The following is a 25,700-nucleotide window of genomic DNA, read 5'->3' on the forward strand; positions in this document are numbered from 1 at the left end:
CGCGCCACGCGTCGCGTCGAAACGGGGCCTCTCTAGGCGAAAGAATGGAAAGTGGAACCTTCGTCTGCCGGTGCCTGTGCTGACGCCGCTTTCCTTGATCTTCGATCACCGCCAGGCCCTTTTGGCCTGGCGGGTGGAAAGCCTGAGCGGCGTCTGCAAAGGCAACCCGTCGCCTGACCGGAGACGCTTCCGGCCGGGTCAGTAATGTTGACACTCCGGGGCCTGCTGGCAGGGATTTTTCGTCAACGTATTTTGTTGACGGGATTTCACCGAGAGGCGAGGTGGGGTGAGTTTCACAGCAAAATTCAGCAACATTTCAATAACGTTGACGGCTTCTTCGAATATATACCTCAGAAACATTTCATATTGTCTAGCAACATTCGGAAATACATTATCCGTTGAAGCCGACAAGCTCCCGTTCAATAATAAAAATATAGAGTTAATCGAAAGGCGATTAGCTCCGAACTGGGAGAACCACAAATGTTGACTTTCACACCACCGCAGATCGCTCACTCCATCATTATCGAAGTCGCCCGCTTCAAGGGTAAGGAGAAGGGTTTCAAATACCAGGAGGAGCAGAGATACCCGTTCCACGCTCGCGGTCTGGCCCTGGCGGTCATGGGCGTACGAAACATGACCAACATTGAGGGTCAGTTCGGACAGTATGCGGACATCCGGATCAAGTTTCTGTCGGAGTCCGGAGATGAGGCATTTTCACCGGCTTTGAGCGACGAGAAACTGTTCGATCTGCTTTGGCTGGCAAACGAGAACCCGAGAACGCTCTTCAACGATTGCAAGGATTATCTCGAAAAGCAGGAGCAGCAGTGGGCAGTGAAAGCCGCCGCCTGAGGGTGGCTCTCAGTTTCCGGACTGTTGGGAGGCAGCGCCGGAAATCGAGCTTCACCGCTCAGAACAATAAACCTCAGAGGAACAGGGAGCAGGAACATGAAGGCAGTTTTTAAGGAGTTCGGCCGGAGCCATGTGGCTTTGGCCTACGATGACGGCGACGGGAAACGCGTCGAGCGCGATTTCATCAAACATGACAACGGGCTTATCTACGAGGTGTTTTTCGATAGATCAGGCGGCGACCGCTACGATTACGTCCGCGAAGGTCTGAGCGATAGCGGTTCACCGGTCATTGCAGTCGAACCCTTGGTCGAGACCATACGGGCTGAATTCGAAGCCATGCTATCCAGGACGGAGTCGGCTCGATGTGGTATCTGATCGAGGCGAATTTCGAGAGCTACCACGGCTGGACCGAAAACGAAGCCGTTTTGGAAGCTGCCCTCAAATGGCTGAATCGGGACAGAGAGAAAAATCTGTTCTCGGCCGTCGAGGTCGATGATGCCGAGGCGTTGGTCAACATGACCGGCCTTCTGTTTCACGGCAAAACCCGCCCGGAAGATTTCCGACATTGAGACGAGGCCGCAGGAGGCCAAACGGCCTCTTTGCCTATTCCCAGGTCCATAGTGTCAACATTTGTTCCTGGGATATAGAAGTACCGAAAGCGGGGCAAAAATTTCGGAGCCCTTCGGGCTCGTGGGTGACCGCTGTCGCGTAGTCACCTGCCGAGCGTGGGCAGATCACGTTGCGCCAGCTCGCGGGCATCGACAGCGTGGCGTGTGAAGCGATCCAGCCGGTGACTTGGTATCTCGTTTTCGTAGACGACATCGAACTTGAACGGGTGAACGATGTCTTCGATCTTACCTTCGATGGCGTAGATCAGGTCTCGGGGGCAACGTCTCACCAAGAAATCGAGATCGGAATGCTCTTGGAACCGGCTTTCAGCCAACGATCCGATCACGAGAATTTCGACATCCATTGATGCCATTGTTTCCGTAACTGTGATCGCCTTGCTGATCGCGTCGGCAATTCGTTCTTCGAGCGTCATCCGATAATCAAGCCGGAATTCGGCCCGCCTTCAAATCGTCGTTCTCGACTTCCAAGCGAGCGATCTGAGTACGAAGCTCAGAGATCACCCGGAACGCTTCCGATTGCTGTCCTTCCAACATTGCGAGATAATCGGCTGTTGCCTTGCCGCCGCCTTTGACCAACTGCTTGTTGGCACCGACGAGCTGCGTTACATGGCCGATGAGCTTCTGAATGGCGTCGTCGCGGTTTTTGATGGCGCGATTAGCCTTTGCCGAAAACGCATTCATCTCAGCTTGCGAGTAGCCGGTCTCGATGACCTGTGGCTGACGAGGAGGGGAGAGCATGTCCGCAATCATGTAGGCTTTCGCCATTGTCCAAACATATCGTTGCCAGCCATTTCGATCCCTTTCCCTGTTCTTCCTATTCCGATTCAAATCAGGCCCGACGACGCGAGCCCCAGAAACGACCGGCGACGAGGCCGATCAGACCACCGACACCCAGGAGGCCCAACGTCCCGAGGGAGACAATCCACCGGGTCACGGTTAGGAAGAAATCATTGATCCCTTCCGAGGTGACCATCGCTTTGCTGACCATGACGTTTGGACGGCAAGCAGCGGCACCACGAAACTCGAACTGACCCACCCCACATTCCGCGACAATCCGATTGAAGTCGTTGAACTTCGAAAGGGTCATCATCGCGGTCGCATCAGGCCTTTGCATCAGCTGCTCCATCCGGAGCGCTTCTGCAGTGATCATTTCGCGACCGAGGAAATAGCCGGAGCCGAGAGCCACCAGGACGATAGCCGCACATCCACCCGCGACCTGAGTCATCCGGAATGTCTGACGGCGGTCAGCTTCCTTCTGGGCCATAATGTCAACATTTGTAGCCAGCTGATCGAGGGAAGCTTTGAGAGCTTCATCGACCTTGGCGGCAAGGTTATCGGGAACGGATGCGAGCGCCTTTTCGACTTCTGCTTTCAGATCGTCGGTGACCGCCTCCCGGATGTCCTCGGGCAGCTTGGCGAAGAGTTCGGAGATTTCCTTGTTCAGGACGCCCATTCTGGCGAACGTCATGAACATGACCGACATGAATTCGTCGTCGGCAAAACCCGTCTTCGTCAGGATGTCCCAAGCGAGGATGCGATCTTCCTGTTTGAGTTCGAGCGTCGTGGCGATCCGGTTGAAGAAATCGGCCGCCTCCATTTTCACCCGCATATCCTGCCCCTCTTATTCCTATGGGTGGAGCCCGGTCCCTGGCAGAGACCGGGTATTGCTTTGATCAGATGCCGAAGAGAGCCTTGAAGGATTTCGCCGTTTCGAACTGCGGGTTCGTCGCCTTCTCAGTGTCAGTGAGCGCCTTGACCATCTGGCGATACCAGCGATCCACCTGCGCTCGCTGCGCCAGCGTCAGGAGCTTTGACTTCGGGTTGTCCTTGTCACCTGCTTCGCTGAAAAGCAGGTTGTTGCGCTTGATGCGCGATGCTGCCGAGAGCATCAGACGAGGGACCACGATCTCAAATCCGCCAGTGGCGAGGAGGCGTTCACGGGTTCGACCGCCTTCACGTTCGCCCTCATGATTTTCGAAGCCATACCACATCTCGAAATCTTCCTTGGCTTCCGCGTCACGGTAGTTGAGGACGGCGATGTGCACGATGTCGAGGCCTTCGGTCGCATCCAGAAAACGAGCAACGGACTCGGTGCTTTCATCTTCATGGTGGACGAGGTGGAAAACGACCGGCTTCTGATCGACGGAAATGATGCCTTCAAAAATGCCGTGCAGGCTTTCGCCGCCGCCATCAACGATCTCGGAGATCGCATCGAAGGAACCACCGGGAAGATCGTGCATCGTGATCGTGCCGCCGAGGGTAGCGGAGTTGATCAGGGTTTCACGGGGGCGAGACTTTCGCAGATTGTAGGGCTGGATGCCTACGGCCGGGTCCTGGTCATCGAGCAGATAACCGTCATTATCGCGCTTGCCGAAAATGCGGAAAGAGGAACCTGTGCCGCCGTCGCCGTCGAACAGCAAAACGCCGTCCTTCTGCTTCCGGAGGAATTCAGCCAGGAAGCGGAAGAAGAAGGATTTACCAACGCCACCTTTGTCGGAGGCCATGATCACGAAGAGACCGGTTGAGCTTTGAGCTTCAACCTTCTTTGCTGCAGTTGCCATTACACAATACTCCTTATGGCGCTGTCGGCATTCTTAGAGGGACTTACGATCTCTCTGTGCGGGATTGATGGGTGTCTTGGTTTCAGGCTTGCTGCCGTTATCGGAACCCGTTTCCGGTGCTTTCGCATCCGGCTTTGCGGACGTTTCCGCAGTCTGCTCGGAACTGGTTTCGGCAGCTTTCGGCGCGGACGCCTTGGTGGATTTTGCTTTCGCTCTGGGTGCCGCGTTGGCCTGGCCTTCACGGCTGACCTCAGACCAGTAACTGCCAAAAGTTCCGGCTGTCGTAATGACGCCCTTGCTCCGAAGAACATTCACAATGTCTTCGTTGCTGTATCCAGCAGATTTTGCAGCTTCGATTGCGGCTTTCATTTCTGGATCGCGCAGATGATCCTTCAGGGTCTTGTTCTTGCGGTTTGGCGTTTTCGCCATTTCCTTGAGGGCCGCTACAATGTCGTTGTAATCGACCTCTTTTGCTTCTTCGTCTGCCATCCGAGAAAACCTCATCACGTTATCGTGGCGACATTGATGAAGTGGACATTGGGCTTTGTCAATCAGATTTCGAGGTTAATCATTTCCTCGCTTGCTCATAAATTCGCGCGTCGTCAATACGGCGCTGAAATCGGTCTGCTTTGAAAATCCGCAAACGTTAAATGACGGTTCGTCAAATCGCTACCATTCGATAATTCGAAAAACATCGGATTGACGTTATAAAAAGGCAAGATAAGGTATCTCAACCTTTTATAACCTGTGCCGTTCACAAAATATGTTGTCAGTTCCATAATTTACCTTATGCGATTGATCAGGATTTAACTGGGCTCTTCATAAATTGATGCTTGGTGTTGTGCATTGTTGACACTGTGGACATTACCTATGGTGTGATTTCAACGTTGTCATCGTCGGCAACAAGATGGGATTGAGGCTGAGTTCAGAAATATTCAAAAATCAATTAGGTTTTGGTTGTGGAAGGAATTATTAATGAAGTTGGATTTCGGCTGTTGTGACAATTCACAAACTGATGTTTGATGATTGCGGAGACGCTTCTGGGGAAGCGGTGAATACTAGACGCCATCGGGATGGCCCTTATTGTCCCGGCTGTCGCCGGGTAAGTCTCTGAAATCTAACGATTTCTCCGCCGGAAATATTAGAGGAAAATGCGATGCCTGCAGGGACATCAAAGACGTTGACAAAAAAGAAGGCAGCACCCGCCAAGGCGAAGGCATCGTCTGGTTCGAAGACTATTGAAGTCTCTCTTCCGCCGCACGTTCTCGATCTCATCGATAAGGAGATCGACGCTCATCGTCTTGAGAACAGAAAACTTCTGAAGCGTGCAGACGTCATCAAGGAAGCCCTGCTCGCTCAGCTGGATCGCGGCCGTCGCCTTGATGATGCCGTGTCCCAACTTACCTCTGTCATCGGTATCCTGAAGGATCAGGCTATGGGCGATAACGCCCTCAACTTCCTGTTCCGCGCTCTGACTGAAGGCGAGATCGCAAAGGTCGAACTCGAAGCCTCTCAGGCCCACAATGAGCACCTGGAACGCAACAACGAATTGATCGCTGGACTGCTCGAAGAGAACGCGGACCTCCGCAATCAGCTGGCCGCGAAGAATGCCCTGCTCGGCATCAAGCAGAGCGCGTAAGGGGTTCCGAATTGTTCACTTCCGTCGCCATCTCCCACCTCGGGTATTTCAGAGAGAACGCCTACAAGGCGAAGATGTCGGCTGCGAAATTGCAGGCTGAAGGCAAACTTGATCATCGTCAGTTCCGTTATTTCGATAACGAGGATGCGCCTGGTGTTGCATTCTCCCCTGAGCAAAAAGTCCCTTCCTCTCTTCCCGTACAGGCGCTCTTCGAGAACGGCCAGCACGTCAGCTTCGACGTCATGGAAGATATGGCGAAGGGCCGTCACCCACTGACCGGCGACTACTTCGTGAAGGTTTCACCGATCACTGGTGAGCCGGTTCACGCGAACCGCCGCCCCGGTTTCGACAACATGACCGCTCCGCCAAAGGATGTCTCCGCTCTGTGGGCGCTGGCGATGGCCGAGCTGAAGCGGAACCCGAACGACAAATATTCCTTGGAGCTGGTCCAGGGTATTGAGGCTGCTCTGCATGAGGCAAACGATGCCATGCTGCAGCACGCATTCGACAATGGCTGGATTGTCGGCCGCCGCTCGAAGCCTGTCATCGATCCTATTACCGGCGAACATAAACACGATCCGGAGACCGGCGAGCTGTTGATGGAATATGGTTATGAGGCCGCTGTCGATGCTCCGATCATCAAGTTCTTCCATCGCACGAGCCGCGATGGCGATCCGCAGCTGCACATCCATAACGTCTGGATCAACATGGTCGTTTACAAGGACGGTCATATTACCGCTGGCGATAACATCGAATTGAAGCGTTACGGGGGCGCATTGGCGGCGAACTTCCGTGGCAATATGGTCGACAAGCTAAAGGATAAGATCGGCCACTTGGTCCCTGGAATGGATTTTGAGAAAATCCGCAAAGCATGGGGTATCGTCGGTTTCGAATCCGAGCTGAAGGATGGTTGGAGCAAGCGCACGAACACGATTGCGGAAATGGCCGAAGTCCTTGGCTATGACAAATCGAAGGATCGTGAAGCTACCGTCAATATCAACCGCAACACCCGCTTGGATAAGGATGAGCTTCCGCCTTTCGAGGAGCTGGTTGACCAGTGGGCAAAGGAAGCAACCGATCTCGGAATGGACCTTCATTCGGTCATCGACAAGATGACGAAGGCGAAGGAAGCTCGTGACGAAGAGCTTGATAAGTCGTGGGCGGCATATCGTGAGGAAGCTGCTCGAATTGGTATCGAACTCGGTGAGAAACGCCCGGTCGAATTGGTTGAAGAAGATGTCGTCGAAGAGGCGTTCAATCACCTGGTCGAAAATGAAGTCGCATTCTCTGAGAGGGAAATGCGTAAGCACATCTATGAGGCTGTCCAAGTTTATGGTGGAACGCCGATCCAGACCCGCGTTTACGACAAGATCGCTGGTGACGAGAAGCTGATCGCACTCGGCAAGAAAGGTCCTGATAGCTTCTTCTCTACCCAAGACATCATCGACCGCGAATGGAAGATGCTTGCCAAGGTGGACATGATGGCAACGACTGCCCCTGCCCTACGCAGGTCGATGGTCGAGCGCATCATTGCCGAGGGCAAGACCGTCCAGGTGAAGCAGAAACAGGAAGACGGATCGTTCCTGACCGTTGAGAAAACCCTGCACCTGACGAAGAAGCAGGCTGATGCTGTTCGCTATGCTGCCGGGGAAGGCCAGATCAAGGTTATCGAAGGCCGAGCTGGTGCCGGTAAGTCATTCACCATGGGCGCTCTCGTGAAGGCGCTGGGCGAAGACGGCTACGAGGTTTACGGCACAGCTGTCGCTTGGAAAGCGGTCAAGGTTCTCTGCGACGACACCGGCATTGAGTTCGGTGGCGACAAGCGCGGTATGGCCATCCACGGCCTCTTGGAAAAGTGGAAGGCCGGGAAGCTCGACATCGGGAAACAGTCGGCCATAATTTGCGACGAGGCAGGAATGCTTTCGCTACGACAGATGGAAGACCTTATCGAAATGGCACGGGTCACCGGTTGCCGGGTGATTTTGACCGGGGATAGCCGTCAGCTCGAAGCCGTTCAGGCCGGTGCGCCGTTCCGAGCCATCAGCTCGATCTATGGCTCATTCGTCCTCGACGAGATTATTCGCCAGAACCACCAGTGGGCTCGTAAGGCCTCGGTACAGCTTTCGATGCGACAGACCTCTGATGCTCTCCGCGAGTATCATGACCGTGGCTTCGTTCATTTCGTGAACGGCCGGGATCAGGTTGTTGATCGCGCCGTGTCTGACATGCTGAAGAAGATGGAGAGCAATCCAGGCGAGTCCTGCTACCTAATCGCTCAGACCAACGCTGAAGTTCGCAAGATCAACCAGTCCGTCCGTAAGGCCCTCATCGAGAAGGGTGCGCTGGGCGAGTTCGAATATAAGCTGGACGTTCTCGCAAAGGACGGCGAAACGATCACCAAGCTTGGCGTCCGCGCTGGCGAGCGTATGCAGCTGGGCGAAAACCTGAGCATCGACCAGGAGAAGCTGTTCAACGGCCAGACCTTCACGGTGAAGGAGATCATCCTTGCCGACAAGCAGAAAGGCACCGAGGACGTCTTCGTTGTCCGCTTCGATCACATGAAGCATGACATGGCAATCAAGGTCAGCGAGCTGGTCGGCTTCCGCGAGGAGCCATCGGAGAAAAACAAGCGCCCTACCCCGAAGGTGCCACAAGTCAACTGGGCTTGGTCAGGAACCAATCATTCCGCCCAGGGGTCAACATTTTTGCATACATTCCTGCTGGTTTCGGACGGCTGGACATGGCGTCAAGCATATGTCGCGGCGACGAGATTCAAGGAATCCTGCAACATCTACGTCGAGCGCGAGCGCCTGATCGACAAACTGGCTTCTGCCGGTGGCGTCGAGATGAAGTTCTCGCGCGGTGGCAAAGTCGTTGCCAAAGAGAACCCTGCGGACAGCGATAAGATCGTGACCGACGAGATGATCCTCGAAGACTGGCTTCGTGAGAGCCAGAAAGAGGACGCAAAGAAAAACATCAGTGATTTCGTAGACGCACCAAAAGAGGTCATCGAGGCCTACAAAGAAATTGTTCTTTATGAAGAGAGAGTGAGAGAGTTTGAAATGATGGAGGAAAGCCAGAAAAACACATTGCCACGTCGTCAGCCCCCTACCCGGCCGACCGGCCCATTCGCAAATGGTTGGAAGCCGAAAGTAGAGGAGAAGGCTTTATCGAACGCCGTTTCGAATAAACCCATCAATGCCAAGGAGAACCCGGCTGAAGCGCTGAGGCAACAGGCGGCGAAGAGCGGGTATGAATTCAAGGCAAAGGATAAGTCGAAGAAATATCCGGAGAACCTGGGTCGCGTCATGCCCAACGAAGTCAACGAGTTTGTCAGGAAAGACCTGGCGGAATTCATGTTGTCGCAGGGTGGTACTAAGGATCATGAATCGATTTGGGGCCGCAACACTCATCATGCGGAGTTTGGTGCAGGCACTGAGTACACCGTCCGCTTCGGCAAGGGCGTGAAATATGTTGCGACCCAGTGGCTCAAGGGCGACTGGACTTGGTTCCTGCGCGGGCAAAAAGGCGCGAATGGTAATATCGTAAGTTTCCTGGAACACTTTCGTGGCATGACAAACGGCGATGCGAAACACTTCCTGCGTGGGGTGTTCCGCACCCGGCCGGACAAGGAATTCACTTCTGCTAATTCCACCTACAAACCGGAGCCCGTCATTCAGCTTCCGCCAAAGGAGAGGTTTGAGCGCGATCTGCCGAAGATGGCCGATTTCGACGTTTCAATGATCAAGAAGCAGGAGAAGCGCTGGGCTCTCGGTCGCGAGGTCGGAAACGGCGTCTACAGCCAGGACCTGATCAACAGGGGGATCAACGAGGAAACTCAGCGTCGCCTGGCAGCGTTCGGCGTCCTTAAGTTGGAGAGCGCAGAGCAGAAGGATTGGATCGTGGATGGAAGTGGCGTCAAAAAGACCTACACGCCAATTCCGAACCGCAATATCGACGGCTTCATGTTCGCTTTGAAGTTTGAGGATCAGGTTGTTGGCGTCATCCGCAAGGGGCCGGTAGGCCGCTTCGAAGGCAAGCGCATGAACGAGACCTCTGCGGACACCCAACGTGTTTTGATGACCTACGGCAATACGGTCGATCCGAAGTTCATCGCATGGGCGGAAAGCAGCTCAGACTTAGCAACCGACTTCCAGGCGCAGAATTATCGCGAGGACACCCTGTGGGTCACCACGGCTGGCAATCCAAAGGAAACCGAGCTGGCGATGTTCTACGATCTGGCACGGAAATACCCCGATGCTGATTGGCGCGGCATTGGTCAGAACGACGAGCAGAACGTCAAGTTCGAGGCTGACGTTCGGGAGGCTGTCGAGACCGGAAATCCGAATGCCAAGCACGAGGTTGAGCGGCCTGAGCGACAGTTCAAAGATATCAGCGAAGCCCTGCAGGCTCGTCTGAAGTCCGAGCGCGGCGAGCAGAGGTCGGAGCAGGCTGAACAGAAGACCGGCTTCCGCAGACCCCGCACGATGGAAGAATGGGCCGATCAGCTGGTGAGGGAACAAGGTAGCAAGGTTTCGTCCAAGGAGCTGGAGCAGGCCAGAGCCAAGCAGCGTGAGGACGAGGAAAAACTCACTCAGGGTCCACGGCGCGGCCGGTAGTCCCCTCACCCATCGAGAACGAGGCCCGTCGCAAGCGGGCCTTTTTTCACTTTTGGGTCGCTGATCTTACGTATTTTGATAACGTCTTATGAAATTCGATGTCGCGGGATCGATCTGCGACGATCCTTCGCTTCTCCATTTCGAAGACGATCTCAGGGACTTTATCTGAATTGTCGATGATCGCGGCCGAGTGGACCAGCTTCAACGCACGGCTCAGGTTCGAGAAGGAAGCCTTGTAGCGCCTGATGATGTCCGGAGACGGAATGTGATGGCCGCCGTCCGCTACGCGAAACTGCACGCGCTCCACATTCCTTTGAGGATGATCCAGAGCTACGAAGAGAAGTCCGACCTCAAAACCGTGGTCGATGGCGCTCTCGATCACGTTAATCGAATGGTGGCTTGCCAGGGTGGTTTCGAAAACAAAATCAGCTCTTGCGTCTATCAACTCGCGAACGCGGGTGACCGCACCCCTGCCCGCTTTGATTTGCCGCTCGCCCTTGCTGAGGTCGCCTTCTAAAGCGGCCTCAATGACGTCGGCATTTACGAATTCGCCCGGCGGCTTCATCTTCGCGTAGATCGAGGACTTTCCGGAGCCGTTAGGACCGGCCAGGATCGTGCATTGCGGTTTCGACATGCTGATTTACCGGCTGGCGAGCTTGCCGGTAGGAGCCGGGATCGAGGGTGCTGTCTCTCGGGTGATTTTGCTGACAGTCGTTGACTTGGCTTTCGACCAGGACGGCTTGATGCCAAGCTTCTTGCCACGCTCCTCGGCTTCGACGCCAATGCGCTCGATCTCAGGCAGCTTTTCATGCAGCAGCTTCAGCAGCATCGTGTTTCCTGTCGTTTCAGCGGTTACATCATACCAGAACCGTCGCCGATATATAGCCACGATCTGAAACGGAATCGAGGCCTGTCCTCATGTCGGTTGCATCCTCTAATACCGGCCTAACGCTCTGGATTCATAGATGGTTCATTCTGAATCATAGGCGCAACAGATCATCAATCCATCATTAATTGTGTTTCGACCATGATTTACACGTATCTTCCATGGTGGACAATGAGCACCTATGGTAATGACATATTGGATCGTTGAACCATGAGGATAATTGCATGCCCACCACATCATTCGAACTTACTGACGAGCAGTTTCGGGTCATCAAGGAGCTTGCCCTTGACCGGATGGCGAAGGGGAAGACCAAGAAATATTCGGCGTCCGCAATAATCCGCGAAGCCATCGATAACAGTCTGCCTGCATTTCGCAGAGAGCTTGAGGGTCAATAATGACTGACGTCCTGCCTACCTCGACCGAGGTCCGTCCATCGCTTCTCAGCAAAATGCGACTTCCGAAGATCAAGCGGCCGACTTTCCGTGTTCCCGCTGCTTCTGATGGCGTGCCTGATGAGTACCGCGCCAACTGGTCGGATATGGAGGTCTCAAAGATCGCATCTCGCGGTCGGGTGCTTGGTGCTCGTGTTTCGAAGCTGACTGGATCGAAAAGAATGAGACGCGGCTTGATCTGGGTAGGTCTGTTCGCCGGTTATCATCTGGCGATCAACGCTGCATCGGCTTGGATGCCTGAAATTCAAGAGTTGCCTCACGTGAGCCTCGGCACGCAGATCGACCACAGGCCTCCGGACTTCATCTTGAATATGGGGCAGAAGTCTGCCTCTACCTATTTCGATCTGGGAGGAGGCCTGCAGGGTGATGGTCGTCTTGCGTGGATGGCGGATTATCGTCCTCGTCCGGATGGCCTCACCGTCGGCAATCTCAACGATCTTGTCGCAGCAATGCGAAAGGACCTTCCTCGCTTTGGCAAAGTGTCAAAGCCGTGGGAGAACGTTGTTGCACTGTCATTTGGACCTAAGGTGTCCGGAGCGGAACAGGCAATCTCGAAGTTCGGTGACAGACTGCAGACTGGCATTCTGATCGTGCTTCGTGACAGCGACGTCGTCCCATTCGTGGGCCATGCCGAAGGTCAATGGTCGGTCCTGCTATTCAAGGACAAGGCTTGCCGCGCTTTTGTGGGGCCAGTCCCGTCGGGATGTGAAGACAGAACTAAGTCTGGCACCGTTCCCACTGACGTTCGCCCCGTGCTCTCAATGATCGCTCCAAGAGGCTGATATGTTCAAAGGCATTTCCAAAGCGCTCGTTAAAGCAAGCGATCACGCATTCAGGTTCAGCAAAAACAGTCTTGAAAGGGGTGATCTGTGGGACTTCGCAGGCCGCACCGTTCCATTCAATCAGTACCCCTCTGCATGGTACGCAGCGCCTGCTGATGTGGTCCGACCGCCTCTTTGGGATGGTAAGCTTATCAACGGCCAAAACGCTGCACTGCTCGCATGGAATCAGGTCGATGATGATGCGGTAAGCACCTTGCTGGCGAAGGCGGGTCGCAAGGCTCTGAAACTCAGCGCCTTCCTCGCAGCTGGTGTTGCGTTGATCTCTTACCCGTTCCTGATGGAAACCTGGTACATGCTGCCGGAATTCCCCACGTGGGCGGTTGAGAGCGGTGCATATGGCGCAATCGCATCCTGGTCTCTGCAGGCAACCGCAGCCATGCTGTGGACATCTGGTTCCGTCGCGATCTCGAATGGTTGGCCTATCGCCCTCCTCTTCCCGATCTTCTGGTGGAATGCTTTCACTGCCGGTATGCAGCGAATGTGGGATAGTATCAGCTGGCGTCTTCGTGCACCTACCAGCGACGTGCTCACGTTACATCGGATGAACGCTTCCAACCGGCCCACCGAAATCACGGCCTATGGTCGTCAGGTTGAAAGCGCTGCTACGCGCAAGGAAACGAAGAGCCTGATCCTTCTCGGTCAAGCGACCGGCATCATGCGTGACCGTGGCAATCTGCGCTCTCCCACGGAAGGCCAGATGATGTGCCTCGACGAGGAGTCCCTGGGCAAGCACGTGATGATTCTGGGCCAGAGTGGTAGTCGAAAGACTACCTTGGTCATCACCCCCATGTTCCGGCGCATCATGAATACTCAGTTCGCGTCGGGCCGCACCATGGGTGCTTACGTCACTGACGGTAAAGGCATTCTGTATCGGGACCTTCTTCCTCTCGTTCCTGAAGGAAAGAAAGTCTACGTGGTCGGAATTAGCGGCGATGACCAACACGGTGTCGATGTCCTTGCAGGCATGGAACCCGAAATGGCCGCTGCCACCATGCTGAGAATGGCGCGACAGCTCGACGCTGGTAACGGCAAAGGCGAGGGTCTTTGGAACGACGCCGCTGCTGAAATCTTCTTCAACTGCGCTCAGATCGCGAGGGTCCTTGACGGGGAAGAAATCGCCACTGACCTTATGATGAAGCAGTTTGAGGCTCGTCCGTACTCTCTTTATGGCATCTACAAACTCGCCACAGATCGTGATCTGCTCAAACTGATCATTCTCGCGACACGAGCGATATACAACAAAAGGCATAAAGACGATGGATCAGAGACATCTATCCGTCTTCAAGACGCTTATAGTGCGTGCCGTGACCTGGAAACAGCATATCTCGATATTGCCAAGGAGACGGCTGATGGCTTCATGGTCAACGTTCGCCGCGTGTTCCAGGCTGCCTTCCGTCACAAGGAAGTCCGGAAGCGCTTCTTCTGCGGCACCTACGGCCAAAAAGAGAATGAAAAGCTTGTAGCGGTTGAAGAGGCGTTGAACGGCAATGTCGTCATGATCGCGATCAGCTCCAACACTGAAAACGAAGCTGGCACCTTGGCGACGATGTGGATGAAATCCCGCCTCATGTCGCAGGCGCTTCGTCGCCAGAAATATCAGCCGGAGCTGATTGAAAAATATTCCTGTTGCATGGTGGCAGACGAATACCAATCCCTCATCACCCATGATGAGAAGGACGACGCGACCGACACCAAATTTTGGAATGTGGGACGATCCACAAATTTGCACCTCATTGCCGCAACGCAGAGCATCGCCGCAATACAGCTTATGATCGGGGAGGTTGCGACACGAAATCTGTTGAACAACTTCGCTACCAAGATCGTACTGAAGACCGACGAAGAGGAAACCATCGAATATTATTCGAAGATGATGTCTCAGGGAATGATGGCTCCAGTCTCATACGATGATGTTTACGCCAACTATGAGGAAGTGATCCGGAAACAAGGCCCTGAGCCGGGGCCAAGCTGTGGAGTGAAATTGTTCGACGGTCTCTGGTTGAACAAATTCATTCCCAATACGGAGCCGCGCCGATCCGTTAATCTCGATCATGTCCGAGCGATGATCGATCAGCTGAAGCCCGAAGAGCAGGTCAAAGCCCACATGGACCTGAATAAGGAAATCCGCGAGAAAGAGCAGAAGGTCGTGGAGGCAATGCAATCGCGTGCCCGCATCACGGTCGATGACTTCGGGAAAGGTGAAGGCTACGCGCTCTGCATGGTCGAGCGAGCTGGTCAGATGCGTGCCGACTTCGTGGACTTCGAGAAGACGGCTGATCTCTGAATTGGAGGGGGCGAAAGCCCTCACCTTGGAAGGAGAGAACAGGGAATGTGTCCAAGTAGTAGTCAAATTAGATAAAATCTTACGAGTGTTCTATACTCGGATTTAAGAGATTTTATCAGCAATATCAATGACTTAATACTTGACAAATCCGGCATATTTCAGCACTATCTATGCTGACGGCCGACCCTTTGTTTCAAAAAAGGTCATCCCCGTTCTGTTTGTTTTGCGTTCGAACGAGGTTGAAAATGGCTGACAATGAGGGTGGCGGTAATTCATCGCCTTACGCTGGGCTGGTCGAGAAGATCGCCGCAAACCTTGATGCTGACTGGCAAGAGGTGCAGCACCAGCGGTCCAACGAACTTCAGCAGTGGCAGGCATACGCCAACCAGCTAAAGGGGCAGGATGCCCTGGATGATGGACAGCAGCGTGGCGCTGAGACTCGCGACAGGAACTACGCTGCAGCAGGTGAACATTGGCGCGGTGTGAAGGCCGCTTCCAACACCCAGAAAGCTGAAAATGCAACCTGGAGCGCGACCCGGAAAGATGACCGGGAAGCCGCCAAAGATGTGCAGTCCGCTTCTCGCGGCCGAGCACGCTGATCATCCCATCCGTCTAATTCCGAAATCTTAGAGAGAGAGGTACGACCATGGCCGACGGCTTAAAAGAGCGCATTGGTAAACTCCTGCGTCCAATCTACGAATTCCGCCCCGGCCTTGGAATGGGTTTCGGTCGCGGCGGCTCCTTCATGTCGCAAGACGATTACGTGCTGCGTTACGGCCGCCTGATGCCAGGTGGAGGCTCGGCTAACGCCTATTCGCGTCCATCTGTGATTGAGACACCTGAACACAAAGCTGCACTTGCTCAGGTCCAGGTGGATCAGGAAATCGAGATGGCCTACAAGATGGGTGGCCTAATCAATCCTCAGCAGCTCACCGCTCTCTACAAGCAAGGCCGCGCAGCCAAGTTGCCGATTGATACGGGTGCGGTGTTCTCCATCGAGTATAACAAGGTTGGCACCCCCACTCATGTGAAGCTCGATTTCGGGGGTGGTGATGTCTGGCGCTCTCGTGTGGGCTTCATGTCCGAGGCGATGACCGCGCATGCCCGTCTGGAAGCTGCAAAGCAGTCCCAGGCTAAGGCCAATCCGACTGCGAGCGCTCGCGATCAGGTCCGCGCAGCTGTCTTCGCGCCCGTTCTCGACAAGCTCAAGGCTTCTCGCGACCGTGATGTGTATGACTTCCTCACTCGGGTCGAGGTTGCGCCCCGTAGCGTTCCCGCCTCTCCTTCCAAGGTTGAGAGCCAGGTAGAGGAACAGACGCTCAGGCAGGTGAATGTCCTGAGGAGCCATTACATCTCGCATGATGGCAACAAGACCTATGAAAGCCTGAAGGATCACCCTGCCGCCCTTCGCGGTCATCCCGACGATACCGGCGTTTCACCCAAGCTGACCCAGCTGGCAGCGATCCGCGATGTCCTTCGCGCTGAGCCAGAAGCGACTGTCAGCAATCAGTCGGCTGCGCTCGGTCAGCCGGGCGAGACCTATTACCTGTCTGCCGACGGCTCGGAGCTGCGTCAGACCTCCATCGTCAAGGATTATGACGAGGAACTCGATGACGTAATCGACCAGCCTTACGACCGTTCCTATGACATCGCCACCCTGAAGCAGATCGGCGCTGAGAACGAAGGCGTCGAATGGAAGGAAATCGATGCCATCGAGAAGGGCTTCGAACCCGATGACGAGCAGGCAGCTCTCCGCTTGGAAGTCGTTGAACGCTTGCGCGAAGGTGACCTCGATACCCTGAATTTTGAGGACGAAGGCGTTTCCTTCCACCTCGACGGCGACAACCTGATCGAGACCTGGACCGATCCTGACCAGTCCTTCGCCTGGGATGCCAATAAGTGCGATGTCCCCCTCTTCGCCACGGAAACTCAGGATCAAGTTCTGACGCTTCAGCAGGTCGAAGATCAGGAAATTCGCGAACTCCTCAGCGAGAGCGTCGTCGTTGAGCCTAAGGTTCGGGAGCCGGTTGTTGAAGCCGCTCTGGTTGAAGTTCAGGAGAAGTCCGTCGAGCAGGCAGAAGCCAACGCTTTCGATGTCTCGCCCGCCTACCTGGAAGAGCGCGAACGCGCTGTTCAGGAGCAGGTTCGCGAGAACCTTGAGGCTGGCGTCATGGAAGAAACCGACCTCTACACCGATTACGACAATCAGACCATCGAGCAGGAGCAGGCACTAGAAAGCGAAGCTGCACGTGAGCGCAACGACTATGTCGCCCAGCTCTACAGTGAAGCTGAGCAGACGCACGCTTCTTTCGAGATGGGCAACACTGCGGTCGCCATCGATCTGTCTGTCGTACCGAACGGCGTTGAAGACTGGGAATGGAAGCGTGCCGCCGACAACAGCCGTCTTGAGCAGGAAGCCGCTGTCGAAGCAGAAAGAGCCAATGTCGAACCTTGGCAGTACGTGGACTATGACGCTCGTGTTGAAATGGTCGCTCAGCTTCGCGAACAGCCTGAGGGGACTGTCCTGCATCATGATGGTGACGGTTATATGCTCAAAGGCGGCGAGCTGCTTCAGCGCTCCTACTACGGTGAGTCCGAAGGTTGGGCTATCTGGGATGCGAACGATCCCCTTCAGCTGATCGACAGCGATACTAAGCGCGAGCAGGATGTTCTTTCTAAGTTCGGCCATCCCGATTCTGCGGAGGCTCGTGAAGCAGCGCGAGAAGCCCGGCGTCAGGAAGCTTCCCAGACCAAAGCCGCCGAGGTCGAGACCGTTTCAGCAGTTGAGGCCCCAAACCAGTCGGAACTGCTGAACACGTTGAAAACAAGCGACATTCGCCTGGAGCAGGTCGAGACGACCGAGAAAGCCGAGAAGCCTGTCGAGGCAAAGCGCCCTTCCTCCTGGGAGGAATACGCCAAAGGTCTTCTCGACGAAGCGAAGAAGGAAGGCACGCTCCGTTCTGACGTAGCTGCTGACCTCGCCCGTCAGGAGAGCAAGGAGAAGGCTAAGTCCGTATCGAAGAACGAGGGTGAAGAGCCCAGCCTTTCCATCTGATCAACATTGGGAGCCGTCTTCGGGCGGCTCCTTCCATTTGTATTCTGGCAGAGGAAAACCGTTATGAACGATCAGAGTAAGCAATACTTCAAATCCCTTGGTAAACCGGTCCTAGTCGTACTAATGGCTGCTGCGCTTTTCTATCATGAATGGATCGTGGCTTTTGCTACTCTAATCTCGATCTTAGCCTGGAATTATCACTACCATTTTCGATATGATCGAGCGTCGAGGTCGAAGACGCGTTTGGCTTGGCTCAGCGTCGACCAGGCCGTCATTGCCCTGCTTTTAGGTGTTCCGCTTTTCCTCGGAGCCTACAGCCAGCTCAATGAGCAAGGGCACCCCTCAGCTTCGCAGCTAGCTTCCTACGAGCGCACCTTCGAAGTCCTATGCCTGAATTGGCGCGACGGGAACTGGTTTGACCGCAGCATCGGTCAGTACCGTGACCGCCGTTGGTGTAAGGACTACGTCCACCGCCTCCCAGGCGCGGATACTCAGGCCCTCGCCTCGCAAACCACTGCTGTTCAGCTCTGGAAATAATCCTTTCTTCTGATGCCCTAATAGCCCAACGCCCTATTGACAGGGTGCCCATTGTCCACCATCATTTAAGCGTATCGAGTTTTTGAAGGTGATAGCCATGACGAAGAAAGTTGATCGCGCCACCAAGGCGGGAAATGCATTCGGTGAACTGCTCAGCGATTTGCTGGCAATCGCTCTCTTTGGTGCGCTCGTCTACTACGTCGCCCTTCCGGTTGTCGGTTCCTTCATCGGTGCGATGATGACGAACAGCTACTACCGGAATTACTGTGATGTATCGGCATGTGTCCGCAAAGGCTTCGGATACGAACGCGCTGATGCTGCCCAGCAGCTTAAGGAAAGCCGGGACCGCGTGGCTGCCAGCCTTTGCCCAACCTACCACCAGGCCGGTGTCTGGGGTCAGTGGGTCGTTCACCGCAACATTTCCTGGTGTGAAGCCTATCCTCAGTACGACGTGAACAAGTGAGATACAGAACATGAGAGCCGTCTCTAAAATGAACCTGCCATTCCTCACCATCATCGCGGGTTTCGTGCTGATGATTGCGGGCTATTCCTTGGTCGGGTCAGTCATGTCGGGCGCGGTTTTTTTGTTCATGTGCTACAGCGACGTTCGCTGGAAAGGCGTATCGCCGCTAGGCAACTATCTTTTTCAGAACTGGCTCCCAGCACTGTTCACTATCTCGGCTATTGCAGGCGGCTTTTACGAGGGCTTCCACAAGCTGCCGCCAATTGTCTCGTTGGTGGCAGGAAAGGATTCGGATCGTGGTATCAGGGCGATCCGATCTGAGAAGGAATTCCGTGAGCAAAATGTAGCTGCCCTTTGCAGTGACTACTTTTCCGCGCTTCGGGAAGGCCGCGTCAATGACGTTTGGGACTTGGAGTGGTGTGAGCTGAAGGGCGGCAAGTATGCATCGTCAGCTGTTCCAGAAGATCAGTCGGTCAAAGGCCTCATGACCGGGCCATCTTTCCCGCCTGAAAGGATGAAGGAAATCCTGTACGCCCGCAACTTCTACACGCTCAGCTGGGATGAGCTGCTGCATGAAGAGGGCTTGCTGGAGAAAGTTCTGACTGAATTGCACCCGTGCTCTCAACCGGCAACCTTTGGAAGTGACCATGCAACACACACCTGTTGACCCAAAAGTTCTGGCCGCCTTCTCCTCTAAGGCTGGGCTGCTTGTCTTGGCTGGTTGTGGCCTGGTCCTTTATGGCACCAAGCCCAATAACGAGATGTTTTTCTGCGTTGGGGCAGCGCTGATTGCGATCCCCTCCGCCTTCTCCCTTTACCGAGTGCTTCAATACCGCCGCTATGGTGCTGCGTTCCGCCGACTGATTGTCATAGGCCTCTGCCTTCTGCCCAGCATCTATCTGTTGAACAAACAGCCGAGCGCTCGTGAGATCGCCACCCGGAATGAGATTCATGGTGACCTCTGCCCCAGCTGGTTCAACATGAATCTCTTCGACCGCTACGTCGTCTATCGCCATCGCGCTTGGTGCCGGAATTATGCTGATCGATATGAGCAAACCTCTTCCGTCCGGACCTCGGCGGAACAATCCACCAGCAATCTCTGGAAATGACGCCTACCCTGCCCTGATCGCTAGAAGGGGAAGGCTCACGCTTTCCCCTTTTTCATTTCCTCTCATTCCGGAGACCGTCATGAAAGCAGACCAGATCGAGACCTTGCGGAAGAGATATCCGTGGTACTTCGACCCGAGCGTGGCAGCGCTTCCGGACGGTTGGTTTCATGCCGTCGATCATTTCCTCTCCCAGCTGAAGGAGATCGGTGACCTCGCTGATTGCGTGATCGTTCGATGTGAGCGCATGCCCTATGGTCTGCAGGCTTTCGTCGCCCCTTGGCAATTCAATTGGACCGGCGAAAGCGCCCTCGCCCTCCTGAAGGCGCAGGAAGCGCTCCTGCTGTCGTCCCAGTCGCATTGTGAGGTCTGCGGTCTTCCAGGTGCCAGTGCGTTGCCTGGCGCGACGGAGCGGGCTCATACGAGCTTCATCTGTGAACAGCACCTGCCCTCTGCCGCCGCCCAGGTCGAACAGGACGAAGCTCGTTGGGCCGATCTCGCGTTCCTGTTCCGAGATGGACCCCCTGCCCTCGATCCTTCAATGCCGGTTGACATCCGGGAGATCGCGTTTGACTACCTCGGGAAGATAGCTGCCAAAGTCCGCGAGTGGGATCAGGCCGGATACGTCCATATCAAGCTCGCTTTTGAAGATGGCCTCCTGGTCCTCAGACCCACCTATGTTCCCGGCTATGAACTGCTTGTGGGAATGGAGATTACTGAACTTTGCGGGACGGCCGAGGAGCTAGCTGACACTCGGCCGTATATCCAGGACTGGACTGACCGCGCTCGGGGAATTTTTGGCAGCCTCATTGGTGAGGGTTGCATTATCCGCCTGACCAGCCGCCAGTTCTACATTTTGCAGCAAACCATGAAGATCGCGGCTTCGATGGACGTCGGCTTCGTCCTGAAAGACTGCATCGATTGGAACCCCGGCTACGAGGTCGATTACGACTGCGACACGACCCCTCACCTTGAAAAGGAACTCGATGGGCTGATGTCGGTGTTGGTCGTTCGCTTGGGTTTCACCGAAACTGATCGCCCTATCCTTCCCGAAGCTCCTGGAGGTCGCCCATGATGGCTGATATTCTCAATCCTGCCCCCACGTACGAGCAGTTGGCGAACGCCCCGTCCCTCAATCGTTGGCGGGTGGTCGGTTACGGTCGCGAGGACCACATGCTGACGGGTGTCGTTCACGATCACCCGCGCCTCGATGATGGCAAGGTGATCTACACTTCGAAGCTGGTGCGCATGGACATGGCCGACGAACCGCAGTGGGCTGAAACCCAGAACAACTATTATGCCTTGGTCTCTCGCATGGGACCGTGTGAGAGCCGCATCTGGGACCTGATCGAGAAGCATCATGTGGTCGTGATCAAGCCAGGCCATCCATCGTATATCGAGCAGATGCGCGAGCTGCTCGGCCCGAAAATCATGCGCGTCGGCCAGTTCGAGTCCACGCTCCTGGTGATGCTCGGCCGTAGGATCGTGACCAGGGAGCAGGCGTACGACCTTTACATGTCCTACTGCCAGGAAGTGGGCCTCGATCCTTTCGCTGGAGGTGACGATGACGCATGAGGAAACGCTGACGCTGATCCGGAGTCTAGGCGTATACACCTAGGCACGTCTACACCTAGGGCGAAGCGGCTTTGAAGAATGCTTCCCAGACAGCGGCGACAGCTTGGGCTGCGCCGACGATCAGCAGGATAATCGTCAGGGCTACGATGGCGACCTGAATGCTGCGATTTTCGTTGTGGCGGCGCTCTTCCATCCCATACGCGGCGATTGTGTTCAGAGCCTTTGGCTTCAGGGCATAATTGCTGCCATTATCAAACGCCTCGATGTCTCCGGATTCCTGCAGAGCCCCAAGGAGCAGCGTGTAATAGGTCATAAGCTCGTCCTTGTCGGGACGGTTTACCCACCGGTCGGTGTAGAAAGCCGAAAGAAGCCTCGTGGGGCTCGTCCTGAAAGCGCGATCTTTGACGGTTTCCGATTCAAGGTACTCTAGGACCTTGATCCGATCCATCCTTGTCAGGAGCTGCTTGTTGAACTTCGCCTGGATGCGGCGCTCTCTCGTGGTGGCGAAATAGGGATAGTTTATCGCCCAAGGCCACAGGAAGGCCCAAATGCCACGCGATTGGAATTCAAATCCGCGATAGTAGTGCCGAATGTCGAGCAGATAATTCGGTAGATCAGTGTGCGATACCGATCCCTGAACCGGTTCACCTACGCCATTGTTGATGAACTTTCCCTCCAGGCCAGTCGAGGTCATGGCATCCACGACGAAATCGACCTTCCCCTCCCCGTTCACGAGGTAGACGACGTAGATATCGTTCGTTCGGCTCTCTGCCCCCGTGAGTGGGATGAGTGTTTTGGAAGTCCGCTTCTTCAACGCGATAGCGATGACGCGCAGCATAAGCCAGCGCCGAATGACTTTCCCTACCCCCATGAAGACCCCTGCCCCGACTCGGTTGTGCCGAGGGCCACCATCGCGTCACTTAGGCGTGTAGGCAATATTCTTGTCGTAAATCTTTGCCTTCAGTTTCAGCAGACGTTCCCAGGCCTCCTTCGCTCCGGTGATGTCTACCGTCACGTCCTTGTGCTGGCATTCCGGCCAATGCAGCTTCCAGACTTCGCGAACCATCTTCTTCCCGGCGAAGATCGCTTCCATCTGCTTGTCGTCGTCGAGGTTATCGATGCGCTTGCCATCGACCGCCACTCGTGTCGGCTGGTAATCGCAATCTGAAGGGGCTGCCGCCGACGCCAGGCCGGTGTGCTTATCTGTGATTGTCATGATCGGGATGCTGTCGAACTCCCCCGGCCTCGATAGGTATGCCGTGCAATGGCGCTTGAAGCGGATGTCGCCGTAGTCATCGAGTACATCGGCCCGGCACCAAAGCGACCATTGCTTGAACTCGACGTTTTCTGCGGACTGATGTGCAACGCGTTCTTGAGCAGTTGCTGACGATGCGGCCAGAATGGCTGCGACGCAAAAGGTATGAGGTTTCATTCTATTCCGATATTTGTCGAGGTGTATAGCTGTAGGTTTGCCTAGTTGCCTACACGGTCTCCAGGCATACCACGGCCTTCCTATGGCGGTTGCCGATCCGTATGCGTGCCGACAGCTCTAGGTGTTTACATCTCAATTCCTAGCGTCCTAGCGCCCTTCTTCACGAAAAGCATCTTCAGTGCTTCTTCGATGAGATCGCGTTGCGACTGGCCGGTTTCGGCCGACAGGAGTTTCAGCGCCTTGCCATATGGTGCCGGTAAGTGTGCTCCAACGAGGACCGTACTCTCACGGCTTGGAATGGCCCCTACCCTCTTTACGGGCTCGACAGGTGTCTCGACGGTCGGTGTTGCAGCTACTGGCGCTGGCGTTACAGCATCAAGCGCGCTTAACAGACTTGGTTTTGGCTTCGTTGCCATCGGTCGCTCCGTCTAGCTGTTGAGAAATATACGTGTATAGGAGTCTAACTTCTTCCGCTGCCTTGCCATCGGGTTCGAACTCCTGAGGCGTAAGGCCCTGCATCTGAGCCCGGCCGTAGGCTTTGCGTTGGTGCATATCCACTGGAGCGAGGCTTGCTCCCTGCATGGTGATGATAGCCTTCGTTTGTTGGACTTCTTGGCCTTGGGTTGGGCAAAACGTCAGAACCACAGAGACTTTCTTTCCCAGGCTTTGGGCGACCTGCACGGTGGCCTGTGTAGCTCGGATCGAGAATACCTCGGGTTTCGTCGGGATCAGCACCAAGTCTGCATGGGAAGCCGCGTCGTGAGCGATGTCGCGGTGTACCGGCGGGCAGTCTAGGATTACCAGGTCAGCACCGGCTTCGCGCATTGCATCAAGATAGTGGGCTAGTCGGGAAATCTGGATGTCCCGGACTGCCAAAGCCCCCTTTTCCTCGCCTAGCTCCTTCTTGCGCTGGTCGCTCCAGAAGCAGGCGCTGGATTGGGGATCGAGGTCGAATACGGCAACCGACTTGCCGTCTTCTTCTGCGGCGACCGCGAGGGCCGTGGCGAGCGTGGTCTTTGCGACGCCGCCCTTTTGTGAAGTGATAGCGAGAATCTTCATGAGCCCTATCTGTATCTGTGTCGATTAATATACGGTTAAATTTGGATAGGCGTCGATGTGTCGGGATGTATACACCTAGATTGCATCGGTTTCAATTCCTGATATGGTTCCGAGCATGCGAACCACGACATCAGTCCTTGATACGATAACGGAAGCGTGCGGCGGTAAGATAACGACCGACGTCCTTGCCCGCCTGATCGCTGATCCCGCCAGCGCCCGCGAAGGCGACCCGTACGCCTTGGCGTTCTTCAGCGATGTCCTGCTGAGGCAGCAGCTCGATTTCGTTCAGGAGATGCACGTCGATCTCGTATCAGCGATCCTGGTCGCCCGCGAGTTCACAAAGCTGGCCGGTTGGGAGATGCCGCTGGGCAAGCTCGACCTTAATCAGATCGTCAAGGATCGATACCGGCTGAAGTATCTGCCGGTTGATGCTGAACACGTAGATCACTACCGCGACTTCCTGGAGCGGACGGTTCAGGATCAGGATGCGATCCTCAATACGCTCGATGGGCCGGAGTACGAGCTGTTTCAGTCTTTCCAGGTCGCTCAGGCAATGTACGAGTCTCCAGACCAAAGAGCCGATGGCAGCGTGACGCCAGAAAAGATTGCTGCAAACCCAGACCGATACTGTCGAGAGCTATAGAATGCTATCAATCTACAAATCTATGCGTATACATCTCAATTCCTCGACTTCGCCAGAAGCCCTGGTCAACGGTACCGTTCGGAGAGAGCTTCCAGAATGGAAGAAGGCGATCCTGTTCTACATGGCAAACTACGAGCTGATCGAGCACCACAAGCTTAAAGTCGGTCAAAAGGTGAGGCTGGGGGACAAGGACAATAGGGTTTGCCGGTTTTGTGGAAAAGCAAAGCCCGAGGTAACCTTTAAAAAGATCGCCCACGCGATCCCGGAAGGCCTTGGGAACAAGTCTCTCGAAAGCTACTACGAATGCGATCCCTGCAATGAGATGTTCGGCAATGGGATCGAAGACGACCTTGGCAAGTGGTCGAAGCCCATGCGGACCCTCGCGCGCATATCGGGCAAAAACGGGGTTCCGACGCTGAAGAGGGGAGGGGACCAGAGCTGGAGGGTCGATTACGACCGCACCGACGGGTTCAAAATCGTATCCTACGAGGATGATCCGATTTTCGAACTCGACGAAGAGAAACAGCAGCTGACCCTGAAACTTCGTCGCGAAAACCATATCCCGCTTAACGTAATGAAAGCGTTCTGGAAAATCGCCTACACGCTTCTGCCAGAGAGCGAGCTTCCCAATTTTCCTCACGTTTTGAACTGGATCACCACACCTGACACAACGTTTGCGACCGGGAAACTCGAAGTTCAATACGTCTTCCAGCCGGGACCTATGCCGCCCGATCTGCTGGAAGTCTCCCTGATGCGAAGGGCATCAGGTGGCGCGAAACTGCCCTACATGCTTCTGGCGCTCCGCTATGGCAACGAGACCTTTACGGTAGTTGTGCCTTCCCAGGCCAAAGACCCGAGCCCACCTTGGGAGCCTTTGCCGCCCTTCCGGTTCCCGGACCTCGTCGACCCGGCCACGTTTGGTGAGGCTAAGTCGGCAAAGATCGATCTCTCGTCGGATCAACCTACCAAGGCTGATTTCACGGTGGTCCTACATGCCGAGGTCGTTAGCTCAGGCCCACCGGCAGCCAATGCGCTATAACGCCTACGACTATAGGACGCTACGTGTATATCT

Annotated in this window: 29 protein-coding genes; 18 read left to right on the top strand and 11 right to left on the bottom strand. The window is 55.1% G+C overall.

Annotated features, from left to right (window positions below):
* Positions 1 to 480 precede the first annotated feature (480 nt).
* From ACR9ZQ_RS30140 to ACR9ZQ_RS30150, 3 genes are all read left to right on the top strand, one after another.
* Positions 481 to 849 (top strand): hypothetical protein, encoded by a 369-nt coding sequence (locus ACR9ZQ_RS30140; protein ID WP_481429400.1) that lies wholly within the window; start codon positions 481 to 483, stop codon positions 847 to 849.
* Positions 850 to 945: 96 nt separating this feature from the next.
* A complete protein-coding gene (locus ACR9ZQ_RS30145) occupies positions 946 to 1,224 on the top strand; it encodes a hypothetical protein (protein WP_481429401.1) in 279 nt (92 codons plus the stop codon).
* Positions 1,212 to 1,418, top strand: coding sequence for a hypothetical protein (locus ACR9ZQ_RS30150; RefSeq protein WP_481429402.1), 207 nt, complete (start codon positions 1,212 to 1,214; stop codon positions 1,416 to 1,418). Before ACR9ZQ_RS30145 ends, ACR9ZQ_RS30150 begins: the two co-directional genes overlap by 13 nt.
* Positions 1,419 to 1,561: 143 nt before the next feature.
* Here ACR9ZQ_RS30150 and ACR9ZQ_RS30155 read toward each other — a convergent pair whose 3' ends face one another.
* The 5 genes from ACR9ZQ_RS30155 to ACR9ZQ_RS30175 all read right to left on the bottom strand — a co-directional run bounded on the left by ACR9ZQ_RS30155 (position 1,562) and on the right by ACR9ZQ_RS30175 (position 4,528).
* Entirely contained in the window at positions 1,562 to 1,891 is a 330-nt protein-coding gene (locus tag ACR9ZQ_RS30155) for a nucleotidyltransferase domain-containing protein (RefSeq protein ID WP_481429403.1), read from the bottom strand.
* Positions 1,892 to 1,898: 7 nt separating this feature from the next.
* Positions 1,899 to 2,243, bottom strand: coding sequence for a hypothetical protein (locus ACR9ZQ_RS30160; protein ID WP_481429404.1), 345 nt, complete (start codon positions 2,241 to 2,243; stop codon positions 1,899 to 1,901).
* Positions 2,244 to 2,307: 64 nt separating this feature from the next.
* Complete coding sequence (locus ACR9ZQ_RS30165; RefSeq protein WP_481429405.1) at positions 2,308 to 3,087, bottom strand: hypothetical protein; 780 nt, start codon at positions 3,085 to 3,087, stop codon at positions 2,308 to 2,310.
* A gap of 64 nt (positions 3,088 to 3,151) precedes the next feature.
* Positions 3,152 to 4,039, bottom strand: coding sequence for a hypothetical protein (locus ACR9ZQ_RS30170; protein ID WP_481429406.1), 888 nt, complete (start codon positions 4,037 to 4,039; stop codon positions 3,152 to 3,154).
* Positions 4,040 to 4,072: 33 nt separating this feature from the next.
* Entirely contained in the window at positions 4,073 to 4,528 is a 456-nt protein-coding gene (locus ACR9ZQ_RS30175; protein WP_481429407.1) for a hypothetical protein, read from the bottom strand.
* Positions 4,529 to 5,219: 691 nt separating this feature from the next.
* On the opposite strand from ACR9ZQ_RS30175, the gene ACR9ZQ_RS30180 reads away from it, so the two are divergent.
* Positions 5,220 to 5,678 carry a hypothetical protein gene (locus tag ACR9ZQ_RS30180; RefSeq protein ID WP_481429408.1) on the top strand — a complete coding sequence of 153 codons (459 nt, stop codon included), beginning with the start codon at positions 5,220 to 5,222 and terminating at the stop codon, positions 5,676 to 5,678.
* 11 nt (positions 5,679 to 5,689) lie between these two features.
* A complete protein-coding gene (locus tag ACR9ZQ_RS30185; RefSeq protein WP_481429409.1) occupies positions 5,690 to 10,297 on the top strand; it encodes an AAA family ATPase in 4,608 nt (1,535 codons plus the stop codon).
* A gap of 46 nt (positions 10,298 to 10,343) precedes the next feature.
* On the opposite strand, the gene ACR9ZQ_RS30190 is transcribed toward ACR9ZQ_RS30185, so the two are convergent.
* Together ACR9ZQ_RS30190 and ACR9ZQ_RS30195 are read right to left on the bottom strand one after the other, a co-directional pair.
* Positions 10,344 to 10,931 (bottom strand): ATPase, encoded by a 588-nt coding sequence (locus ACR9ZQ_RS30190; RefSeq protein WP_481429410.1) that lies wholly within the window; start codon positions 10,929 to 10,931, stop codon positions 10,344 to 10,346.
* A 6-nt stretch (positions 10,932 to 10,937) separates the two neighbouring features.
* Positions 10,938 to 11,126 carry a hypothetical protein gene (locus ACR9ZQ_RS30195; protein ID WP_481429411.1) on the bottom strand — a complete coding sequence of 63 codons (189 nt, stop codon included), beginning with the start codon at positions 11,124 to 11,126 and terminating at the stop codon, positions 10,938 to 10,940.
* A gap of 281 nt (positions 11,127 to 11,407) precedes the next feature.
* Between ACR9ZQ_RS30195 and ACR9ZQ_RS30200 the strand changes: the two genes are divergently transcribed.
* The 11 genes from ACR9ZQ_RS30200 (at position 11,408) to ACR9ZQ_RS30250 (ending at position 21,494) form a co-directional block, all read left to right on the top strand.
* On the top strand, positions 11,408 to 11,578 hold the full coding sequence (locus ACR9ZQ_RS30200; RefSeq protein WP_481429412.1) for a hypothetical protein: 171 nt from the start codon (positions 11,408 to 11,410) through the stop codon (positions 11,576 to 11,578).
* Positions 11,578 to 12,417, top strand: a complete 840-nt coding sequence (locus ACR9ZQ_RS30205) for a hypothetical protein (RefSeq protein ID WP_481429413.1) — start codon at positions 11,578 to 11,580, stop codon at positions 12,415 to 12,417. Before ACR9ZQ_RS30200 ends, ACR9ZQ_RS30205 begins: the two co-directional genes overlap by 1 nt.
* Before the next feature lies 1 nt (position 12,418).
* On the top strand, positions 12,419 to 14,758 hold the full coding sequence (locus ACR9ZQ_RS30210; protein WP_481429414.1) for a TraM recognition domain-containing protein: 2,340 nt from the start codon (positions 12,419 to 12,421) through the stop codon (positions 14,756 to 14,758).
* A gap of 245 nt (positions 14,759 to 15,003) precedes the next feature.
* Complete coding sequence (locus ACR9ZQ_RS30215; protein ID WP_481429415.1) at positions 15,004 to 15,357, top strand: hypothetical protein; 354 nt, start codon at positions 15,004 to 15,006, stop codon at positions 15,355 to 15,357.
* 47 nt (positions 15,358 to 15,404) lie between these two features.
* Entirely contained in the window at positions 15,405 to 17,813 is a 2,409-nt protein-coding gene (locus ACR9ZQ_RS30220) for a hypothetical protein (RefSeq protein ID WP_481429416.1), read from the top strand.
* Positions 17,814 to 17,876: 63 nt separating this feature from the next.
* A complete protein-coding gene (locus ACR9ZQ_RS30225) occupies positions 17,877 to 18,350 on the top strand; it encodes a hypothetical protein (RefSeq protein ID WP_481429417.1) in 474 nt (157 codons plus the stop codon).
* Between the two features lie 97 nt (positions 18,351 to 18,447).
* Positions 18,448 to 18,813, top strand: a complete 366-nt coding sequence (locus ACR9ZQ_RS30230) for a hypothetical protein (RefSeq protein WP_481429418.1) — start codon at positions 18,448 to 18,450, stop codon at positions 18,811 to 18,813.
* A 10-nt stretch (positions 18,814 to 18,823) separates the two neighbouring features.
* Positions 18,824 to 19,480: a hypothetical protein gene (locus tag ACR9ZQ_RS30235; RefSeq protein WP_481429419.1), complete on the top strand. Its 657-nt coding sequence runs from the start codon at positions 18,824 to 18,826 to the stop codon at positions 19,478 to 19,480.
* Positions 19,461 to 19,922, top strand: coding sequence for a hypothetical protein (locus ACR9ZQ_RS30240; RefSeq protein WP_481429420.1), 462 nt, complete (start codon positions 19,461 to 19,463; stop codon positions 19,920 to 19,922). Before ACR9ZQ_RS30235 ends, ACR9ZQ_RS30240 begins: the two co-directional genes overlap by 20 nt.
* 79 nt (positions 19,923 to 20,001) lie before the next feature.
* The gene (locus ACR9ZQ_RS30245; RefSeq protein ID WP_481429421.1) at positions 20,002 to 20,994 is read left to right on the top strand and encodes a hypothetical protein; all 993 of its coding nucleotides are present in this window, start codon (positions 20,002 to 20,004) and stop codon (positions 20,992 to 20,994) included.
* Positions 20,991 to 21,494, top strand: a complete 504-nt coding sequence (locus tag ACR9ZQ_RS30250) for a DUF6634 family protein (protein ID WP_481429422.1) — start codon at positions 20,991 to 20,993, stop codon at positions 21,492 to 21,494. Before ACR9ZQ_RS30245 ends, ACR9ZQ_RS30250 begins: the two co-directional genes overlap by 4 nt.
* A gap of 55 nt (positions 21,495 to 21,549) precedes the next feature.
* On the opposite strand, the gene ACR9ZQ_RS30255 is transcribed toward ACR9ZQ_RS30250, so the two are convergent.
* The 4 genes from ACR9ZQ_RS30255 to ACR9ZQ_RS30270 form a co-directional block, all read right to left on the bottom strand.
* Positions 21,550 to 22,332: a hypothetical protein gene (locus ACR9ZQ_RS30255; protein ID WP_481429423.1), complete on the bottom strand. Its 783-nt coding sequence runs from the start codon at positions 22,330 to 22,332 to the stop codon at positions 21,550 to 21,552.
* 78 nt (positions 22,333 to 22,410) lie between these two features.
* On the bottom strand, positions 22,411 to 22,926 hold the full coding sequence (locus ACR9ZQ_RS30260) for a hypothetical protein (RefSeq protein WP_481429424.1): 516 nt from the start codon (positions 22,924 to 22,926) through the stop codon (positions 22,411 to 22,413).
* A 125-nt stretch (positions 22,927 to 23,051) separates the two neighbouring features.
* On the bottom strand, positions 23,052 to 23,342 hold the full coding sequence (locus tag ACR9ZQ_RS30265) for a ribbon-helix-helix domain-containing protein (RefSeq protein WP_481429425.1): 291 nt from the start codon (positions 23,340 to 23,342) through the stop codon (positions 23,052 to 23,054).
* On the bottom strand, positions 23,302 to 23,985 hold the full coding sequence (locus ACR9ZQ_RS30270) for an AAA family ATPase (protein ID WP_481429426.1): 684 nt from the start codon (positions 23,983 to 23,985) through the stop codon (positions 23,302 to 23,304). Before ACR9ZQ_RS30270 ends, ACR9ZQ_RS30265 begins: the two co-directional genes overlap by 41 nt.
* 115 nt (positions 23,986 to 24,100) lie before the next feature.
* On the opposite strand from ACR9ZQ_RS30270, the gene ACR9ZQ_RS30275 reads away from it, so the two are divergent.
* Together ACR9ZQ_RS30275 and ACR9ZQ_RS30280 are read left to right on the top strand one after the other, a co-directional pair.
* A complete protein-coding gene (locus ACR9ZQ_RS30275; RefSeq protein ID WP_481429427.1) occupies positions 24,101 to 24,628 on the top strand; it encodes a hypothetical protein in 528 nt (175 codons plus the stop codon).
* Between the two features lies 1 nt (position 24,629).
* On the top strand, positions 24,630 to 25,667 hold the full coding sequence (locus ACR9ZQ_RS30280; protein WP_481429428.1) for an HNH endonuclease: 1,038 nt from the start codon (positions 24,630 to 24,632) through the stop codon (positions 25,665 to 25,667).
* Positions 25,668 to 25,700 lie beyond the last annotated feature (33 nt).

The sequence above is a fragment of the Rhizobium sp. KNZ14-9A genome (assembly GCF_056755015.1).

Bases quoted from the DNA above. Each gene is read 5' to 3' on its own strand.
- ACR9ZQ_RS30140 (WP_481429400.1), top strand. From the start codon at position 481: ATGTTGACTTTCACACCACCGCAGATCGCTCACTCCATCATTATCGAA.
- ACR9ZQ_RS30145 (WP_481429401.1), top strand. From the start codon at position 946: ATGAAGGCAGTTTTTAAGGAGTTCGGCCGGAGCCATGTGGCTTTGGCC.
- ACR9ZQ_RS30150 (WP_481429402.1), top strand. From the start codon at position 1,212: ATGTGGTATCTGATCGAGGCGAATTTCGAGAGCTACCACGGCTGGACC.
- ACR9ZQ_RS30155 (WP_481429403.1), bottom strand. From the start codon at position 1,891: ATGACGCTCGAAGAACGAATTGCCGACGCGATCAGCAAGGCGATCACA.
- ACR9ZQ_RS30160 (WP_481429404.1), bottom strand. From the start codon at position 2,243: ATGGCGAAAGCCTACATGATTGCGGACATGCTCTCCCCTCCTCGTCAG.
- ACR9ZQ_RS30165 (WP_481429405.1), bottom strand. From the start codon at position 3,087: ATGCGGGTGAAAATGGAGGCGGCCGATTTCTTCAACCGGATCGCCACG.
- ACR9ZQ_RS30170 (WP_481429406.1), bottom strand. From the start codon at position 4,039: ATGGCAACTGCAGCAAAGAAGGTTGAAGCTCAAAGCTCAACCGGTCTC.
- ACR9ZQ_RS30175 (WP_481429407.1), bottom strand. From the start codon at position 4,528: ATGGCAGACGAAGAAGCAAAAGAGGTCGATTACAACGACATTGTAGCG.
- ACR9ZQ_RS30190 (WP_481429410.1), bottom strand. From the start codon at position 10,931: ATGTCGAAACCGCAATGCACGATCCTGGCCGGTCCTAACGGCTCCGGA.
- ACR9ZQ_RS30195 (WP_481429411.1), bottom strand. From the start codon at position 11,126: ATGCTGCTGAAGCTGCTGCATGAAAAGCTGCCTGAGATCGAGCGCATT.
- ACR9ZQ_RS30200 (WP_481429412.1), top strand. From the start codon at position 11,408: ATGCCCACCACATCATTCGAACTTACTGACGAGCAGTTTCGGGTCATC.
- ACR9ZQ_RS30205 (WP_481429413.1), top strand. From the start codon at position 11,578: ATGACTGACGTCCTGCCTACCTCGACCGAGGTCCGTCCATCGCTTCTC.
- ACR9ZQ_RS30210 (WP_481429414.1), top strand. From the start codon at position 12,419: ATGTTCAAAGGCATTTCCAAAGCGCTCGTTAAAGCAAGCGATCACGCA.
- ACR9ZQ_RS30215 (WP_481429415.1), top strand. From the start codon at position 15,004: ATGGCTGACAATGAGGGTGGCGGTAATTCATCGCCTTACGCTGGGCTG.
- ACR9ZQ_RS30220 (WP_481429416.1), top strand. From the start codon at position 15,405: ATGGCCGACGGCTTAAAAGAGCGCATTGGTAAACTCCTGCGTCCAATC.
- ACR9ZQ_RS30225 (WP_481429417.1), top strand. From the start codon at position 17,877: ATGAACGATCAGAGTAAGCAATACTTCAAATCCCTTGGTAAACCGGTC.
- ACR9ZQ_RS30230 (WP_481429418.1), top strand. From the start codon at position 18,448: ATGACGAAGAAAGTTGATCGCGCCACCAAGGCGGGAAATGCATTCGGT.
- ACR9ZQ_RS30235 (WP_481429419.1), top strand. From the start codon at position 18,824: ATGAGAGCCGTCTCTAAAATGAACCTGCCATTCCTCACCATCATCGCG.
- ACR9ZQ_RS30240 (WP_481429420.1), top strand. From the start codon at position 19,461: ATGCAACACACACCTGTTGACCCAAAAGTTCTGGCCGCCTTCTCCTCT.
- ACR9ZQ_RS30245 (WP_481429421.1), top strand. From the start codon at position 20,002: ATGAAAGCAGACCAGATCGAGACCTTGCGGAAGAGATATCCGTGGTAC.
- ACR9ZQ_RS30250 (WP_481429422.1), top strand. From the start codon at position 20,991: ATGATGGCTGATATTCTCAATCCTGCCCCCACGTACGAGCAGTTGGCG.
- ACR9ZQ_RS30255 (WP_481429423.1), bottom strand. From the start codon at position 22,332: ATGCTGCGCGTCATCGCTATCGCGTTGAAGAAGCGGACTTCCAAAACA.
- ACR9ZQ_RS30260 (WP_481429424.1), bottom strand. From the start codon at position 22,926: ATGAAACCTCATACCTTTTGCGTCGCAGCCATTCTGGCCGCATCGTCA.
- ACR9ZQ_RS30265 (WP_481429425.1), bottom strand. From the start codon at position 23,342: ATGGCAACGAAGCCAAAACCAAGTCTGTTAAGCGCGCTTGATGCTGTA.
- ACR9ZQ_RS30270 (WP_481429426.1), bottom strand. From the start codon at position 23,985: ATGAAGATTCTCGCTATCACTTCACAAAAGGGCGGCGTCGCAAAGACC.
- ACR9ZQ_RS30275 (WP_481429427.1), top strand. From the start codon at position 24,101: ATGCGAACCACGACATCAGTCCTTGATACGATAACGGAAGCGTGCGGC.
- ACR9ZQ_RS30280 (WP_481429428.1), top strand. From the start codon at position 24,630: ATGCTATCAATCTACAAATCTATGCGTATACATCTCAATTCCTCGACT.